General features: G+C 32.6%; 15 protein-coding genes. 8 read left to right on the top strand and 7 right to left on the bottom strand.

Annotated elements, in window-relative coordinates; genetic code table 11:
• Nucleotides 1–14 precede the first annotated feature (14 nt).
• On the bottom strand, nucleotides 15–872 hold the full coding sequence (gene menB, locus EU95_RS03470) for a 1,4-dihydroxy-2-naphthoyl-CoA synthase (protein WP_032522393.1): 858 nt from the start codon (nucleotides 870–872) through the stop codon (nucleotides 15–17).
• A 35-nt stretch (nucleotides 873–907) separates the two neighbouring features.
• Nucleotides 908–2,671: a 2-succinyl-5-enolpyruvyl-6-hydroxy-3-cyclohexene-1-carboxylic-acid synthase gene (menD, locus tag EU95_RS03475; protein ID WP_032522392.1), complete on the bottom strand. Its 1,764-nt coding sequence runs from the start codon at nucleotides 2,669–2,671 to the stop codon at nucleotides 908–910.
• A 50-nt stretch (nucleotides 2,672–2,721) separates the two neighbouring features.
• On the opposite strand from menD, the gene lepB reads away from it, so the two are divergent.
• Entirely contained in the window at nucleotides 2,722–3,306 is a 585-nt protein-coding gene (lepB, locus tag EU95_RS03480) for a signal peptidase I (protein WP_032522391.1), read from the top strand.
• Nucleotides 3,307–3,351: 45 nt separating this feature from the next.
• Entirely contained in the window at nucleotides 3,352–3,687 is a 336-nt protein-coding gene (locus EU95_RS03485; protein WP_012007422.1) for a DUF760 domain-containing protein, read from the top strand.
• A 6-nt stretch (nucleotides 3,688–3,693) separates the two neighbouring features.
• On the opposite strand, the gene EU95_RS03490 is transcribed toward EU95_RS03485, so the two are convergent.
• From EU95_RS03490 to EU95_RS03510, 5 genes are read right to left on the bottom strand one after another with little or no spacing between them, the layout of a single operon-like run.
• Nucleotides 3,694–4,866, bottom strand: coding sequence for a DUF4336 domain-containing protein (locus EU95_RS03490; protein ID WP_032522390.1), 1,173 nt, complete (start codon nucleotides 4,864–4,866; stop codon nucleotides 3,694–3,696).
• Entirely contained in the window at nucleotides 4,863–5,735 is an 873-nt protein-coding gene (locus tag EU95_RS03495; protein ID WP_032522389.1) for a metal ABC transporter permease, read from the bottom strand. Before EU95_RS03495 ends, EU95_RS03490 begins: the two co-directional genes overlap by 4 nt.
• 12 nt (nucleotides 5,736–5,747) lie before the next feature.
• Nucleotides 5,748–6,512, bottom strand: coding sequence for a metal ABC transporter ATP-binding protein (locus tag EU95_RS03500; RefSeq protein ID WP_032522388.1), 765 nt, complete (start codon nucleotides 6,510–6,512; stop codon nucleotides 5,748–5,750).
• Between the two features lie 3 nt (nucleotides 6,513–6,515).
• The gene (locus tag EU95_RS03505; protein WP_032522387.1) at nucleotides 6,516–7,415 is read right to left on the bottom strand and encodes a metal ABC transporter substrate-binding protein; all 900 of its coding nucleotides are present in this window, start codon (nucleotides 7,413–7,415) and stop codon (nucleotides 6,516–6,518) included.
• Between the two features lie 20 nt (nucleotides 7,416–7,435).
• A complete protein-coding gene (locus tag EU95_RS03510) occupies nucleotides 7,436–8,770 on the bottom strand; it encodes a YcjF family protein (RefSeq protein WP_032522386.1) in 1,335 nt (444 codons plus the stop codon).
• 165 nt (nucleotides 8,771–8,935) lie between these two features.
• Between EU95_RS03510 and EU95_RS03515 the strand changes: the two genes are divergently transcribed.
• The 6 genes from EU95_RS03515 to EU95_RS0109020 all read left to right on the top strand — a co-directional run.
• Entirely contained in the window at nucleotides 8,936–9,358 is a 423-nt protein-coding gene (locus tag EU95_RS03515; RefSeq protein WP_032522385.1) for a hypothetical protein, read from the top strand.
• Nucleotides 9,348–10,364, top strand: coding sequence for a tryptophan--tRNA ligase (trpS, locus tag EU95_RS03520; protein WP_032522384.1), 1,017 nt, complete (start codon nucleotides 9,348–9,350; stop codon nucleotides 10,362–10,364). Before EU95_RS03515 ends, trpS begins: the two co-directional genes overlap by 11 nt.
• Nucleotides 10,365–10,367: 3 nt before the next feature.
• A complete protein-coding gene (gene thrS, locus EU95_RS03525; RefSeq protein WP_032522383.1) occupies nucleotides 10,368–12,284 on the top strand; it encodes a threonine--tRNA ligase in 1,917 nt (638 codons plus the stop codon).
• Between the two features lie 10 nt (nucleotides 12,285–12,294).
• The gene (glk, locus tag EU95_RS03530) at nucleotides 12,295–13,332 is read left to right on the top strand and encodes a glucokinase (protein WP_032522382.1); all 1,038 of its coding nucleotides are present in this window, start codon (nucleotides 12,295–12,297) and stop codon (nucleotides 13,330–13,332) included.
• Nucleotides 13,333–13,338: 6 nt separating this feature from the next.
• On the top strand, nucleotides 13,339–14,286 hold the full coding sequence (thrB, locus tag EU95_RS03535; RefSeq protein ID WP_032522381.1) for a homoserine kinase: 948 nt from the start codon (nucleotides 13,339–13,341) through the stop codon (nucleotides 14,284–14,286).
• A gap of 79 nt (nucleotides 14,287–14,365) precedes the next feature.
• Nucleotides 14,366–15,526: NAD(P)H-quinone oxidoreductase subunit 4 (locus tag EU95_RS0109020; protein ID WP_032522380.1), on the top strand; the 1,161-nt coding region annotated here is incomplete at its 3' end.

Below are 15,526 nucleotides of genomic sequence, written 5' to 3'. Positions count from 1 at the left end.
TTTTGAAAAATAAACTAGGGTGTCCACTTATACTCAGAAAAGTCTGGTGGACGCTTTTCAAGAAAAGCATCTCTACCTTCTTGAGCTTCTTCAGTCGAATAGAATAACTGAGTTGTGTATCCAGATAATTCTTGAATACCTGCAATCCCATCATTTTCCGCATTGAATGAAGCTTTAAGAATACGAATAGCAGTTGGACTATTTCGTAAAATCTCTCTTGCCCAGATTACACCCTCAGCTTCTAATTCTTCAATCTTTGTAATTGCATTTATCAAGCCCATTTTAAGAGCTTCCTTGGAATTATATTTTCTACATAAAAACCAAATTTCTTTTGCTTTTCTTTGACCAACAAGTCTTGCTAAATAACTAGATCCAAAACCCGCATCAAAACTACCAACTCTTGGACCTGTTTGACCAAATATTGCATTTTCAGAGGCAATACTGAGATCACAAATTAAATGAAGTACCTGGCCTCCTCCAATTGCAAAACCAGGAACTAAGGCAATAACTACTTTAGGTAAACTTCTTATTAATCTTTGAAGTTCAAGTACATTTAATCTTTGCTTCCCTTCATCATTTTTATACCCATTTTTACCCCTTACACTCTGATCACCTCCAGAACAAAAAGAATAAATACCTTTCTGGTCAGGTCCCGCACCTGTAAAAAGAACTACGCCAATAGTTTCATCAGTTCTTACGATATCGAATGCATCAATTAGTTCATCTACAGTTTGCGGCCTAAATGCATTTCTTTTTTCAGGCCGATTAATTGCAATTCTTGCAATTCCATCATCTGATTTGTGAAACAATATATCATCATAAGATTTGCATTCTGACCAATTTAAAATTGTTTTACCAGGTAATACTTTCATGAAACCTAATTATTCAAAGATAGAAAATGATAAATTTAACTGCCAATTATTTTTTCTAGCAGAGCATTTTTTTCACAAATTTCATTTTCTGGGTCAATTTCAACTTTAATTATTGCAGATTTCTGGATAGAAATGCTCCAATCGAATGCCTCTCGTAATTTTTTAAAATTTCCCACACTTTTAAAGTTTACTTGATAGCCCTCTGCGAGTTTTGGCCAGTTTATTTCTTTTGGCATAAGAAAAAGTTTTTTTAATTCATCTTCTTTTAAATTTTCTTTATAAATACGATTAAAAATATTTCCGCCATTATTATCTATCAGAAGAATTGTTAAATTCATGTCGGTTGAATTTTCAATCAGCCAACCGTTTATATCATGAATAAAAGCCAAATCTCCAGTCACAAGAAGTAGAGGTTTTTTAATTCTAGAAATACCTAATGCAAGAGATAAAGTACCGTCTATACCAGAAGCCCCTCTGAAGCTGAAACAATTTCTTGTTAAAGTACCATTCTCAGAAAATGTAAGCCAATCTCTAATCGGGCTACTCGCAGAGAGCATTATAGGATTTTCAGCTGGCCAAAGTTTTGGAACAAGATTTGCAAGCATATACTCAGTAATTTGGTTATCTTGGGTTATTTTCTCCTTTAAAATTTTTTTAATCTGCTCGCCTTCATCTATTAGATCTTGAGCCATCGGAGTAAGGGACTTTTTGTTTTTTTCGTTAATTGAAAATTCTTTTAACAATAGAGTAGTAAAATTTGATAACCCAAAATCATATTCAAATGATTTTTTTATAGGGTCCAATTTTCTATAGTTTTTTTCTTTTATAAGAATTTGTATCCCTTCGAAGTTTATTAAAAACTTCTCCAAGTCAATTGAGGAGGACATAGGGCCAAGCCTCAAAAGCTGATGACAATTTATAGAATTTTTATTTTTTCTTAAGACTAATTCCCAATTCACAACTAATCCCCTTAAATCAGAATAAACTCCTGAAACAGGATCAGCAAATACTGGCCAACCAGTGATTTCTTGTAATCTTTCTAAAGATTTATTGAAAGAAGTTAAATCATTTATGGAACCTTGATAGGGACCTACCAAAATAATACCAGATTCATCTAAATTTAAACTTTTTGAAATTTCTAAGAATTTGTTTTTATCAGACTTTATTTCAACTTCCTGGAGTATATATTTTTTCTTTAAATAGATTCTCTCAAAAACCTCTAAAACATTTTTTTTATTAAAAAATGAAATACCTAAAGGCTTATCAATAGGAATATTTAAATGAATAGGGCCAGGGAAGGTTGATATTTGTTTCTCAGTAATTCGAACTAAATTCAAGATTTCATTTTCTTGTGTTTCATGAAGTCCAATTAGATTTGTACTTAAAACTCTTCTGCAGACTGAACTCAAAAAATCTTCTTGATTGACTGTTTGATTAGCGCCACAATTTTTTAATCTTAAGGGTCTATCAGCAGTAAGAAATATAATACCTTTACAAGATCGGTCTGCCTCAACTGCTGCAGGCAATAAGTTACTTACGGCAGTTCCAGAAGTGGTAATAACTAAAGAAAGATTACCTGATGCAGCAGAAATCCCAAGAGAGTGAAATCCAGCAGATCTCTCATCTATTGAATTAAAAATATTTACAAGTCCTAATTTATTTAATTCTCCCGCAGCTATAGCTAAAGGTGCTGATCTACTACCAGGACAAACTATTAAATTTTGAACTCCTATTTTTATAAGAAGATTCAAAAGTTGTAAACTTCTAAGAAAATTTTTGCATTCAATAGATGATGTCATAATTTATATAAATGCTTTGGGGTTTTCCTTATTACTGAATTAAATAAAACATGTCTACAACTCAAGAAAAAAGAAATTCAATATTAAAGGATTTAAAAAATCTTTTAATCTGGATATCTGTAGCTTTAATTATACGATGGCAAGTAATTGAGCCAAGATGGATCCCATCCGGTTCAATGCTTCCAACTCTTCAAATACAAGATAAAATTCTTGTTGAGAAAGTAACCCCAAAAATCACATCCAAATCAAATCTTTCAACATTAAAAAATAAAATAGTTGTTTTTAACGTTCCCGAGCAATTAATTAATGCTGGTTATGAAGCAGATACTGCACTAATAAAAAGAGTCATTGGAATACCTGGAGACAAGATAGAAGTAAGAGACGGTAACCTTTACTTAAATGATATAGCTCAAAAAAATTACGATTTTGACAAAAATATTAATTATTCTATAGGGCCTTTTATTGTCCCAGAAGAGTCATTATGGGTGATGGGAGATAATAGAAATAACAGTATGGACTCGCATATTTGGGGATTTTTACCATATAAAAAGGTTATTGGTAAAGCTATTTTTAGATATTGGCCGTTTAATAAAATTGGACCTATTCGGTTCCCTGCCCTTAATAATTTAGATTAATGGGTACGTGATGTTGTAGGGTTCTTATATCTTGAAGTTGTAGAAATGTTTAATCCAGAATTTCTTGCTACTGAAAATAATGATCCAAACGATGAAAATGATTTAATACAATATTTACAAAAACAATCTCCAGAAGTTTTGCAAAGAGTAGCAAAATCAGCTAGTGAAGATATTCAAGAAATTATTAGGCATAATGTTCAAGGTCTTCTTGGAATGCTTCCTTCAGATCAATTTGATGTAAAAATAACATCTTCAAAAGACAACATTGCTAATTTATTATCTTCTGCAATGATGACAGGATATTTCTTAAGACAAATGGAGCAAAGAAAAGAGCTGGAACAAACTCTTAAAAATGATGAAAACATGTCTATAGAGGAATAACAGTTTCTAAATATTTACTTCTTCAGGAATTATTCCTAGTTCAAACAACTTTTTATACAAACCCATCAAGAATTTATTATCCTCAGGAAGTTTGTCCCACTTTTGGGAATTAATTTCATCAATTAATTTTTGACAATCTTCTGTTGTAAATTTTATAGGCGCCGTAAAATGAGCTGGGATTAAATACTCTATATCTTCATTAGACTTTATAATTTCTAACCACTTAAGTAAAACTTCTTTTGAACGCGGAAAAATTAATTTTTTTAAAACTGGTGCAATTTGAATCTTAGGAGTATCTTTACCCATTATTTCAATAAGAGAGGATTCCCAATCTTCGTCCCATAGAAAGGGATAAATACCGAAATGAGATCTCCAATTTCTAAGATCTTTTTTGAATGAATACTTAAATATTTTTTTTAAAGGTGGAATATTTAATTTACCTGGTTTCAAAAAAGATGAAAACAAGACTAACCTTTTCCATCCTTTTTTTCTTTGTTCTATGGAGTCAATCAAAGGTTCATCTCCTCTCTCTCTAGAATGAAAAAGAAGTGGAGTTGGATCAAAATCAAATATCTCAGGTGGTGTGGAGTCTATTCCAACTATTGCGTCAGTTACATGAAGAGTTTTCGTAGGATAATGGAAACAGCTTATCTCCTGATATCTTCCAAGTCCTAAATTCAGTGGACCTAATGAAGACCATTTAAAGGAGTTTGTATGTGGAGTACCTTCCTCAATCAGTATTCTTGATCTTTTTGATGGAATTCCTAAAAAATCTAGCGGTAGATTTATGGGAAAACTCCATTGTCCAGGACAAAGCCAAATTTCTGCATCTTTAAAAATTCTTGAAAGAGCTGGCAGTCCAATTTTATGTTCTAGTCCAGAGGCACTCGGTAGAATTATTGTTTTTACGTTGCCGTGAATAGCGATTAATTTTTCCAACTCATTTATTAATTCTTTTGTCGGTGGCAGTGGATTTATTAGCATCAATCCATTATCAACCTTTATTACCGTCATTCTTATTGGAACCGCAACATAATAAAGTCCCTGTATTTGTTCCAAAGACCATATTTGATTAGGAATTAATTCTCTTAAAATTGTTTTCTTATCTCCATAAGGATATAAAGGGAATAATGGCCACCAATTCCACTTTTTATTTAAAGTTTCTTCCACCACTTTCATTTATAACCAGCAAATAATTTCTTTAACTTAAATATTCCGTATCTTGGAGCGAATAAAAAAGCAAATAAAAATATAAAAGTTTGTGCTAAGACAATTGATCCACCTGTTTCAAGATCAAACCAAAAACTAACATAGATTCCTATCAGACTTGAAATAATTGCACTTAATATTGAAATTACTGTCATATTATCAAACTTATCCGTAAGTAGATATGCTGTAGCCCCTGGTGTAATCAACATTGCAACTACCAAAATAATTCCAACAGACTGCAAGCCCACAACAGCTGCTAAAGATAAGCATGTGAGGAGTAAATAATGAAGAAAAAATACGTTAATCCCAACTGTTTTTGCATGCCTTGGGTCAAAGCAATAAAGCATTAAATCTTTTCTAAAAATTGATAAAAGGATTACTACCAATAAAGAAATGAATATAGTTTGTTTTACATCTGAAAGTGATATTCCTAATGGACTACCAAAAAGAATAGAGTGCAGATCAATATTACTTTTAATCTTGGAAACCAATACGATTCCAAGAGCGAAAAATCCAGTAAATACCAACCCAATAACAGTATCTTCCTTAACTCTAGATTTCTGCTTAATAAACCCTATCAATGCGACAGAACCAACTCCGAAAATAAATGCCCCCAATGAGAAAGGAAGACCTAATGCATAAGCCACCACAACACCAGGCATTACCGAATGTGATACGGCATCCCCCATTAAAGCCCATCCTTTAAGAGTCAAATAACTTGATAGAAAACCACAAACAGCTGCAACTAACGAACTCATAAGAAGTGCTTTTCTCATAAAGTCATGAGTCAAAGGATCTGATATGAAAGAATCTAAAGTTAAAAAAGAACAGAGCTCCATATAATTTAAAAGTTAGGATTCAGGTCCAAACAAGAAATCAGGTGAAATCCCACCAAAAGTGGTTGTAATATTTTCAGGGGTAAATACTTCAGAGGTCTCGCCATAAGCTACAACAGTTTTATTTATTAAAAGAACTAAGTCACAAAATTCACGGACATGAATCATATCGTGCGTTGATAATAATATAGTTTTGCCTTCATTTTTAAATTGAATAAATAATTCTGAGATAAGTTTCTCAGTTCTTATATCAACACCTGAAAAAGGCTCATCAAGAAGTAATATTGATGCTCTTTGAGCTATTGCTCTAGCTAAAAAAGTTCTTTTTCTCTGACCTCCAGATAAGTTTCCAATAGGTGTAGACAAATGATCAGAAAGATCAACTCTCTCAATAGCATCTTTGACCGCCTGAACATCAGATTCTCTAGGAGACCTAAAAATATTCATCGAACCATATCGTCCCATCATCACCACATCCCAAACACTTATTGGAAATTGACTATCAATTCCCTCATTCTGAGGAACATAAGCAATTGTCTGATCTTTTTGAGCAGATCTTACAGACTCTCCATTTATTCTAATTTTTCCCTTTGAAATATTTACAAAGCCAGTTAAAGCATTAAAAAAAGTTGTTTTACCAGCCCCGTTCATCCCTACTAACCCACAAATCTGGCCAGGCTTCAATCTTAAATTGGCATCATACAAAGCCACCTTACCGTTGTAATCCACACAAATATTCTCTGCATCAATCCTAAAGTTTTGAAAATTGATTGATTCCATAATTCAAAAAAGCCCTTTTTTAATTAAATTCAAATTATGCTCAAGCATTTTTATATATGAACTAGCAGGGCCACTTTCATCAGATAATGAATCAACAAAAAGATTTCCTCCAAAATTAGCCCCAGTTTCGTTTGCAACAACCATTTGAGATTCGTTACTTACAGTACTTTCACAAAATACAGATGGGACTTTTTTTTCTTTTACTAGTGAGATTGTTCTTGTCATTCTTTTTGGAGTAATTTGACTCTCAGCATTCACAGGCCACAAATAAACTTCCTCTAATCCATAATCATTTGTTAAATATGAAAAAGCACCTTCACAACTTACTAGATACCTCCTGTCTTTATTTAAGATATAAATAAAAAGTGAGAATTCTTTATCTAATTTAGAGAGTTTATCTTTATATATTTTTCCATTTTTTTCAAATAATGTTCTTTTAGATGGCCTCAATTCTGATAAAGAATCCACCAGAATATCTACGTATAGGATCCCTCTTTTTGGAGAAATCCAGGCATGAGGATTGGGTTTCCCTTTATAAAAATCTTCACTGATAAAAATAGGAACTAAATCTTCCGCGACAGTAATTCTTTTAACTTTTAAATTAGAAACAAATTTTTCAGCCCATAATTCGAATCCAAAACCATTATCAATAAAAACAAAAGCACTAGAGGCATTTACCAAATCGCTTGGGGTTGGTTGGTAGCCATGAACTTCGACTCCAGGTTTCGTTATTGATCTAACAATAAACTCATCTTTAGCAACATTGCTAATTATGTCTGCCAAAACAGTAAAGCTTGCCAGTATTACTTCTTTGCTTTCATTTTTGTTTGATATTCTCTTACATGAGCCTGAAGAAAGAGAGAGCAGAAGTAACAAACTTAAAAAAAGAATATTTTTTTTCATAATTAATTTTCATCTTTAAATTATGAACTAAAAGATAGTTTCATAAGTGGTTTTCTAAGCTCAGAAATAAATCCTTGCCAATTTATTCTTTCTTTTTCAAAAGCTTTTTCAACAATTTTCTCAGAATTTTTCTTTATAAAATCCAAATCAGGTTCTTCTACTCCTTTTGTTATTGCCATAAAATCAGCCAAAGAACTGGATACTACTCTTGTTAAATAAGCGGCGCTAACAGCCTGAAATGTTCCAGAAATAAGCCAATTTGGTCCATGTAATTTTGTAATGCCAATTAGAGTCTGTCCACTCCATTCAATAACTCCCTGAGCAATTGCAGTCTTTAAAATCTCTTTAGATATTTTATCTAAAATTTCAGGAGACCAATTACATCCCCATATAGACTTTATTTCTTTAATCATTAATGAATTTAGTACTGTCATTGCCATAACATCAATTGATGGGATAGGAGATAAGAAAACAGTTGTCGCGACAAGAATTTGATTTTTTCTTTGTATACCTTTTAACTGCATTCTTCTTATCCCTTCAATTTCAGATTGCCAGGCAACATGAAGTTCTTTCAAGAGCCTCTTTTTTGTATTTTCAATATTTTTAGATGAACTTATGAAAAACTTCCTTAATGAAAAAGGAATATTCGTTATTTCATTCTTATTCACATCAAAAGTAATGATTTTATTTATAAAGTCAATTGAAATTTGAGACTTTAGGTCTTCTATCTGATTTTTGGCTTCTATTTCGTTGGAAGTTAAAGCCACTAACCAGAGAGGCATATTTTTAGGAAACTTTTCTAGCCACAAAAAATCATTTGCCGACATAGGCAAGTTTATAAAATACAAAATTGCATCACTCCTCAAAGCTTCTTCTGGAATAACTTGAGATGAATTGTATTTAGGCAGTTTTCCGAATAAATCAAAGTCAAACTTATCTGCTTTAAAATGACTTTTCAAAACAGAATGACAACTTTGATAATCCTTTTGTCCAATACAACTTATTTTTTCTTTTTCACATCTTTTAAGAATCGATTCAAGTATTTTTTGTCTTTTTAAATTCTGTTTCTCCAATTCATTTGTTGCTTCAAGTTCTTCAAAAAAATTTAAATCTTCATTACATAGATTTATCCAACCATCTAAATTATTTGGCTCATTAAATTTAGGCTTATCATTCTTCAAGTAAAAAAATCCCCCCAAACACAACGCAAAAAATCCTACTGAGCCGCCTGCGAAATGAATTAAGTCACTGACAAACCATTCCCCAAAACCTAATAGTAATAAAATAAAAAAAAGATTTTTTTTTGGAAACCTTATGAAATCCTTTAAAAGGTTGTCTTTACTAATATCAAACACAATACTTTATTTTTCTAATTTTATTTTAATGCAAGTTTTGAATGAGAAAAGCAAAATTTCATAAGTCTTTAATCAAAAGATAAGAAATTAAGGCTTTTAAAAAGATTTATTGCATCACAAGATGCTAAGTTATTAGATTATTTAAATAAATTAAGAAACATCAAGATGTCTAATTCAAATTTCAGCAATAATCCTGAACAAGAAAATTACAGAGGTCGTTCTAACAATGAAAGATCTAATTTCAGAGATAGATCGCGCGACAGAAGAGATGGAGGAGGATTCCGAATAAGATTAAGTGATAACGAAATGAAAGCTGTTAAATCAATACAAGAGACCTTTCAATTAAGATCTACCGTTGCAGTTCTGGGTTTCTCTGTTAGAACACTTAGCGAAATGATCAAAGACGAAAAATTGATTGAATCAATCACAGAATATGCAAAAAATAATAAAAACTCTTCACCGAATAGACAATCACAAAATCCTTATGAAGAGAAGACAAAAGCAGCACCTGACCCTTTTGCAAGACCTGTAAAAAATACATCAACTGAAGAGATCCAATCTAGCGAAGTAGAAGAGGATGGCAAATAAAAAAAGAATTCTTTCGGGAGTTCAACCAACTGGTGATTTACATATTGGGAATTGGCTAGGGGCCATAAACAATTGGGTTACGCTTCAAGAGCAATATGAAACATTTCTATGTGTAGTTGATTTGCACGCAATCACAGCTTCATATAATCCCAAAGAATTATCTCAGAACACTATCTCTACTGCAGCTTTGTATGTCGCTTGTGGCATAGATCCCAATATATGCTCAATTTTTGTCCAAAGTCAGATTTCTGCACATTCAGAACTTTGTTGGATATTAAATTGTATGACTCCTATAAATTGGATGGAAAGAATGATTCAATTCAAAGAAAAATCCATACAACAGGGAAATAATGTATCCATTGGATTATTTGACTATCCGATCCTAATGGCTGCAGACATTCTTCTATATGATGCTGACTTTGTACCAGTAGGTGAGGATCAAAAACAACATCTTGAATTGGCCAGAGATATTGCACAACAGAGAATTAATGCCAGATTTAGTAAGGATAAAAATATTTTAAAAATCCCTCAACCAATAATCATGAAGAATGGATCAAAAATAATGAGTTTAATTGATGGTTCAAAAAAGATGAGCAAAAGTGATCCTAATGAGGGCAGTCGTATTAACTTATTAGATGATCCTGAAATAATCGCAAAAAAAATAAAAAGAGCAAAAAGCGACAGTTCTACTGGAATAGAATTTAACAACCCTGAGAGACCAGAATCTAAAAATCTTTTGATGATTTATTCAATATTATCTGGCAAAGAAATTTCTCAATGTGAGAACGAATTCTCAGAAACTGGATGGGGGACATTTAAAAAATTAATTACTGAACAACTTATTGAATCACTAGAGCCTATTCAGAAAAAATATAAATTATTAATTAATGATCCCTATCAATTGAATAAAATCCTTGAAGAAGGGAAAGAAAAAGCTGAGGATTTAGCAAATCAAACTTTAAAAAGAGTTAAATCAAAATTGGGGTTCTTTGAAATGGAGAAATAAATTATGCCAATAATTACCTTGCCTGATGGTTCAAAAAAGGGGTTCGAAAGATCTGTAACTATTTTAGAAATTGCTCAGAGTATAGGGGCTGGATTAGCTAAAGCAACAATTGCTGGGAAAGTAAATGATGTTCTTCTTGATGCAACTATTCCTATAAGTAGAGATTCCAAAGTTGTAATCATAACATCAAAAGATAAAGAAGGAATTGAAATAATAAGACATTCCTTTGCTCACCTTATTGGTCATGCAGTTAAACAAATATACCCTAATATTAAAATGGCTATTGGGCCGGTAATTGAAGATGGTTTTTATTACGATATTTTTTCTGAATACAGATTTACTCCTGAAGATTTAATAAAAATCGAAAATAGAATTAATAAATTAATAAAAAAAGACTATGATGTTGAAATTTTACAAGTTTCCAAAAAAGAGGCAATTAAAACTTTTAAAGAAAGAGATGAGACTTTTAAATTAAGAATAATTGATGAAATTCCTGAGGAGGGTCTCATCAATTTATATAAACACGAAGAATATATCGACATGTGTAGAGGGCCTCATGTACCTAATACAAGACATTTGAGACACTTTAAGTTACTTAAATTATCAGGTTCATACTGGAGAGGTAATAGCGAGAATGAATCATTACAGAGAATATATGGAACTGCATGGGCTAAAGAAAAAGAACTCAAAGATTATTTAACAAGAATTGAAGAGGCGGAAAAAAGAGATCATAGAAAACTTGGAAAAAAACATTCACTTTTTCATATACAAGAAGAATCTCCAGGCATGATTTTTTGGCATCCTAAAGGATGGACAATCTACCAGGTCCTGGAAAAATACATAAGAGGAATACTTAAAAAAAATGATTATTTAGAAATTAAAACCCCACAAGCTGTTGATAAATCTCTTTGGGAAAAATCAGGTCATTGGGAAAAATTTAGAGACGATATGTTCACTACCGCATCAGAAAATAGAACTTATGCAATTAAACCAATGAATTGTCCATGCCATATTCAAGTATTTAATCAAGGGTTAAAAAGTTATAAGGATTTACCTATTCGTCTTGCTGAATTCGGTTCTTGTCACAGAAATGAGCCCTCTGGAGCACTGCACGGATTGATGAGAGTAAGAAACTTTACTCAAGATGATGCGCACATATTTTGCACAGAAGAGCAAATCCAAGAAGAGGTATCCACTTTTATTGATCTTGTTTTCGAGGTTTATAAAACTTTTGGTTTTAATGAAATCATTATTAAATTATCAACTCGTCCTGAAAAAAAGGTAGGTAGTGAAGAGATTTGGGATAAATCAGAAGAAGCCCTAACAAAAGCTCTCGATAATAAGAACCTTAAATGGGAGCTACAACCTGGAGAAGGTGCTTTTTATGGACCAAAAATAGAATTCTCTTTAAAAGATTGTCTTAATAGAGTCTGGCAGTGCGGAACTATTCAGGTTGATTTCTCAATGCCTATTAGATTGGATGCAACATATGTAGATATTGATAATGAAAAAAGAAATCCAGTAATGCTTCATAGAGCAATTTTAGGATCCTTTGAAAGATTTATCGGAATCTTAATTGAACAATATGAGGCAAAATTCCCAATTTGGCTTGCCCCTTATCAAATAATTTTATTGAGCATTACCGATAGAAATAATGAAAAATGTTTAAGGTTTAATGAACTTATAAACATTAATGGTTATCGTTCAAAAGTTGATATTAGAAATGAGAAAATAGGATATAAAATCAGAGAAGCAACTCTTGGGAGAGTGCCATTAATTGCAGTTATTGGGGATAAAGAAGAGGAAATTGATTCGGTAGCATTAAGAGCTTTAGATGGAACAAATTTAGGGATTTTAGATTTACCTAATCTATACAAATTAATGGATGAACTAATAGAAAAAAAAGGTAGAACTGAATAATTTTAAATATATGAATTTTCTGGCTTGTGATTTAGGAGGTACCAAGATTCTATTAGGAATATTTAAAACAGATATAAATGATGATTCACCGAGATTAATATTCAAAAAGAAATATTTATCTTCTGAATGGGATTCTTTAGAACTAATCCTAGAAGATTTTCTAGAAAATCAATGCAAAAATATTGCTCATCCTTATTCTGCATGTTTCGCAGTAGCTGGTCCTTTATCTAACAACAACGCAAAAATAGTAAATTTATCATGGGACATATCTGGAAATGAATTACAAAACAAATTTAATTTTAAAAACTGCGAGCTAATAAATGATTTCGCAGTGCAAATTTACGGAATACCTTATTTAAAAAAAAATCAATATTTTACTATCCAAAATGGATCAAACACTAAAGGTGCCAACGAGGATTTGCATGCCATTGTTGGAGCTGGAACTGGTTTAGGTATCGCAAGAGGAATAATATCAGGGAAAAAGGTAAGAGTTTTAGCTAGTGAAGGTGGTCATGTTGAATACTCGCCAAAGTCAAAATTAGAATGGGAATTAAAGATTTGGCTTAAGAATCACCTTAAAGTTGAAAGGATATCTTGTGAGAGAATTATTAGCGGCACTGGTTTATCAAGAATTGCCGAATGGATACTAAGCAAACCTGATGCCCAAAACCATCCTCTACAAAAATATTTAGAAGAAATTAAAAATTCTGATGCTTTAAGAAAAGAACTACCAGAAAAAATTTGTACTCTTTCGAATAAGGGGGATCAGCTTATGATTGAAGTTGAAAGGATTTGGTTAGGCGCTTATGCTTCTTTATTGGGAGATGTTGCTCTTCAAGAATTATGCTTTGGCGGGTTATGGATTTCTGGAGGAACCGCACCAAAACATCTTAAAAACTTTAAATCAGATTTATTTATGAAACAATTTTTCGACAAGGGAAGATTAAAAGATATTCTTAAAACAATACCCATAAAAATAATTTTAGATGAAGAGTTTGGACTTTTTAGTGCCGCCTGTAGAGCAAAAATGCTTTTAAAAACTTCGTAACAAAAAATGGCTATTCCTGAAGTAGGTAAAAAAATAAAAGTAACAGTACCTTCCACAACTGCTAATTTAGGGCCTGGGTTCGATTGTCTTGGTGCAGCATTAGATTTGTATAATGAATTTATTTTCACAAGAATTGAAGGTGGTGGAGATAGATTCGATTTAATAATGGAAAGTACAGATGGTAATCATTTAAGAGGAGGACCTGAAAACTTAGTTTTTAGAGCTGCTCAGAAAGTTTGGGATAGCGCTAATATAAACCCCTTTGCACTTGAAGCAAGAGTAAAGTTAGCGGTGCCTCCTGCTCGGGGACTTGGAAGCAGTGCTACAGCAATAGTTGCAGGACTAATAGGAGCAAATGCAATAATGGATTCCCCATTGTCCAAAGAAAAACTACTTGAACTTGCCATTGATATAGAGGGTCATCCAGATAACGTAGTCCCCTCTCTCCTGGGTGGGCTTTGTTTGACAGCTAGGTCTTCTTCTCAAAGATGGCGAATCATTAGATGTGATTGGCACGATTCAATAAAAGCTGTTGTAGCAATACCCGCAATTCGTCTAAGCACAAGTGAAGCAAGAAAGGTTATGCCCAAGAATATTCCTATATCTGATGCAGTGACAAACATGGGCGCACTTACTTTGTTATTAAATGGCTTAAAAGCTGGGAATGAAGAACTTATAAAAGAGGGAATGTTTGATAAGCTGCATGAACCCTACAGATGGAAACTTATTAAGGGTGGACTTGAAGTTAAAGATGCCGCACTACAAGCAGGTGCTCTAGGATGCGCAATTAGTGGCGCTGGACCGAGTATCTTAGCTTTATGTAAAAAAGAAAATGGTAAAAATGTTAGTCAAGCTATGGTAAAAGCATGGGAAAAGTCAGGCGTAGCTAGCAGAGCTCCATTCTTAAACGTTCAAACAACAGGCAGCCAATTTAGCGTCATCTCTGGTAGGTAGTTTTACTTAGGCATTTTTAATGTTATAGTCTCAAGCTAGTACATCTTCAACTAGAATAAAAAAATTATTCATTACATAAATGAATTTAGAATCTTTTCCTTGGTTATCATCAATTGTTTTGTTACCTTTAATTGGGGCATTAATAATGCCCTTCTTGAGTTCAAAGGAAGGAGAAGATAATACACTTCCTAGAAATATCTCATTAAGTTTTTTATTTGTAGATTTTTTACTAATAATCGGCGTCCTTTTTCAAAAGTTCAATCCTTCAGAAAGTACTTTGCAACTGGTAGAAAGAACTTCTTGGTTACCCTCAATAGGCTTAGAGTGGTCTCTTGGCGTGGATGGATTATCTGCTCCTTTAGTAGCTTTGAGTGGGTTAATTACATTTTTATCCGCTGCCGCAAGTTGGAAAATTAAGAAAAAATCTAATCTATATTTTGCTCTATTATTAGTCCAAGCATCAGCACAAGCATTAGTTTTCCTTTCTCAAGATTTCCTATTATTTTTCTTGGCATGGGAACTTGAACTTGTTCCTGTATATCTTCTTATTGCTATTTGGGGAGGAAAAAAGAAATTATATGCGGCCACAAAATTTATTCTTTATACAGCTTTAGCTTCTTTATTAATACTCATAAGTGGTTTAGCAATTGCTTTGAATGGTGATACTTTTACTCTAAATATTACCGATTTAACGAATAAACATGTAACAGGCAGCCTAGCCTTATTATCTTATCTAGGATTTTTAATTGGTTTTGGAGTAAAACTTCCCATTTTTCCATTACACACCTGGTTACCAGATGCACATGGAGAAGCTAATGCACCAGTTTCAATGTTACTTGCAGGAATACTTTTAAAAATGGGGGGCTACGCTCTCTTAAGATTCAATGTTCAAATACTGCCTGAAATACATCTTCAAATTGCACCTGCATTAATTATTCTTGGAATCATTAATATAATTTACGGAGCACTAAATGCATTTGCGCAAGATAATGTTAAAAGAAGAATTGCATGTAGCTCAGTCAGTCATATGGGTTTTGTTCTATTAGGAATTGGAGCGGTAGATGCTCTAGGAATAAGCGGAGCAATGCTTCAGATGATTAGTCACGGACTTATCGCTGCAGCTATGTTTTTTGTTACTGGCTCATTCTATGAAAGAACAAATACTCTTTCAATCCCAAATATGGGAGGTTTAGCTAAGGTTTTACCAATAACTTTTGCTTTTTTCTTAGCAAGCTCTTTG

The organism is Prochlorococcus marinus str. MIT 9201 (assembly GCF_000759955.1).
Taxonomy (GTDB): domain Bacteria; phylum Cyanobacteriota; class Cyanobacteriia; order PCC-6307; family Cyanobiaceae; genus Prochlorococcus_A; species Prochlorococcus_A marinus_G.
The sequence above is the reverse complement of the archived record's forward strand: the minus strand, read 5'-3'. Positions and strand labels throughout refer to the sequence as shown.